The 2127-nt window shown below is 61.4% G+C and carries 3 protein-coding genes and 1 pseudogene; 1 reads left to right on the plus strand and 3 read right to left on the minus strand.

What is annotated here, in order from left to right:
* A pseudogene (locus tag EN991_RS33645) lies at positions 1–203 on the plus strand (LysR family transcriptional regulator); the annotation flags it as partial.
* Positions 204–230: 27 nt separating this feature from the next.
* Here the strand turns inward: EN991_RS33645 and EN991_RS33650 are convergent.
* From EN991_RS33650 to EN991_RS33660, 3 genes are all read right to left on the minus strand, one after another.
* Complete coding sequence (locus EN991_RS33650) at positions 231–1178, minus strand: alpha/beta hydrolase (RefSeq protein ID WP_127370350.1); 948 nt, start codon at positions 1176–1178, stop codon at positions 231–233.
* Between the two features lie 232 nt (positions 1179–1410).
* Positions 1411–1596 carry a hypothetical protein gene (locus tag EN991_RS33655; RefSeq protein WP_027160508.1) on the minus strand — a complete coding sequence of 62 codons (186 nt, stop codon included), beginning with the start codon at positions 1594–1596 and terminating at the stop codon, positions 1411–1413.
* 186 nt (positions 1597–1782) lie between these two features.
* Positions 1783–2127: ASKHA domain-containing protein (locus tag EN991_RS33660; RefSeq protein WP_127370351.1), on the minus strand; the 345-nt coding region annotated here is incomplete at its 5' end.

Below are 2127 nucleotides of genomic sequence, written 5' to 3' on the forward strand. Positions count from 1 at the left end.
TGTCCGATCTCGCCGTGGCGCCGCTGCCGAAGTCGTTTCTCGGCAACGACATGGTCGAACTCTGCCCGAAGGACGGCATGCCCGACATCGGCACCTACAATCTGGCGATGGTGGTGGCGCCGGACGCCAGCGCGCCGGTCAAGGCCGTCGCCGACCACATCCGCGCGACCTTCGAAGTGTTCCGGGAAACCGGCAAGTTCTGACCGGCTGGTAAGGACGACAATATAGAGCTACTCCGCCGCTTCGGCGGGGCGCTGTTCAGGCCTTACTCTCGTGTCTTGCACGATCCGGCTCTCCCCGAGAAATTCGACGATGCGCTCGCGGGCGCGCCGGGCCTCCGGCATGTCGATCAGCGGCCAGACGTGGAACATGCCTTCCTCATAGACAAGATCGATTTCAACGCCGGCGGCGCGGGCTTTTTCCGCGAAGATCAGATTGTCGGGCGTCAAAAGATCGCGCGAGCCTGTCAAAAGCAGTGTTCTTGGCAGCACTGACAGATCTCCATAGACCGGGCTGATATGCCAGTCGCTGGGATCGATGCCGGCACTGTACAGACGAATCGCCTCTCGTCCGCCAGCTATGCCCAGCCAAGGGTCGTTGCGTTCCGCCTCGAACACTGCGGGATTGGTGAGCGACACGTCGAGACCCGGCGAAATGAGCACATGTCGTGACGGCAGGGACAGTCCTTCTTCGGCGGCCATCATGGTCAGCACCACAGCCATGTTGCCGCCGGCGGAATCGCCCATGAAGACGATGTCCTCGGCCTCCGTCTCGGCGAGCATCTGCCGGTAAACATCGCCAACCATTCCGAACATGGCGTGGAAATCATGTTCGGGAGCGATTGGATAGATCGGCACCGTGATTGCGTAGCCCAACCGATCCGCCATGTCGGCAATCAGGTGCCAATGATAGGGCGTGATTTCAAAGACATAGGCGCCGCCGTGCAAGTAGAGAATCCGCTTCTGTTCGCCGGACTTGGGTGGGATTTCGTATACGGGGAAGCCATCGACCGTATGCATCTCGATGTCGAGACGCTGGTGTAGCGAGGCGGGCGGCCGGTGGTTCTCGGTCTTGCGCGCGGCCGCGATCCAGCGCTGCAGATTTTCCGGACTGGCAAATGCCTGCTTACGGCTGTGCCGCAAGACAAAAGACACGACATGGCTTTTCAAACTTGGCATGCGAATACACGAACTTCGGCCAAAGCCGACTAAGAGAACCCCCTAGATCGAAAGATTGTGCCGTGGCTGAAAATGTCAAGATTTGCGCCCGCGTCTACACGGCGGTTTGATCCGCGCCGCAGTGGTCAGCGACGCGGTAAAAGTGCGGCTCGCAGCCGGTTGCTGGTGGTCGCCGGGGACATGCGAGGTTCCCGGCGCATGCCGAGCAATTTGCATTTGTCGGCGAAGGTCATCAGCGCGCGGCGCTCCAGATAGCGTTGCTGAGGGATGCCCTTTCACTGGATCGCGGCGACACCGGCCAGCCGATGTCCTTCTGGATTTCGGGCGGCAGGCTGTTCAGCAGGCGCCGCGCCTTGCTGCGGTCATGGGCTTGTCTGATGGCGGTGCCATAGCGGCTCAGGCTTTCGAGCATTGACATCGTTGTCTCCCCTGGAGCGTTGCAGCGGCTGAAAGATATTTCCTGCCTGCCGTTCGATGCCGGTTGAATGCGCCTGCCATGTATCTGGCGAATTTCACGAAAACAGCGTTTTGGTTTCCGGATCAGACGATCCGGAAACATTTGCATGCAAATGAGTTTCGAAAGGTGTTGGCGGGGGCGGGCCGCTTATTCCCGTCCACGCCTCCGCCCCTCGTGGCCTTCGCGCGAACGCCGGCGCGGAGCGGCGTCGCCGGCAACGCCATCCTCGCTGACCGTCTTGCGCGGCGGCAGTTTCACCGCTGCCGACAGTTTCGGGAACGGATCGACCTTGTTGGGCAGCGCCATGGCGTAGACGAAATGCTCCTGGAATTTCGGTTCCAGCGCCGTCTCGATCTTCTCGATCTTGCTGACCGTGTCCTCGATCTCGCGGCGGTAGCCGCGATTGAGCAGCGCCATGCGCGCGCCGGCACCGGCGGCGTTGCCGACCGCCGAGACCTTGTCGAGGTCGCAATCCGGGATCAGGCCCAGCAC

The sequence above is a fragment of the Mesorhizobium sp. M7A.F.Ca.US.005.03.2.1 genome (genome assembly GCF_003997795.1).
GTDB classification, from domain to species: Bacteria; Pseudomonadota; Alphaproteobacteria; order Rhizobiales; family Rhizobiaceae; genus Mesorhizobium; species Mesorhizobium ciceri.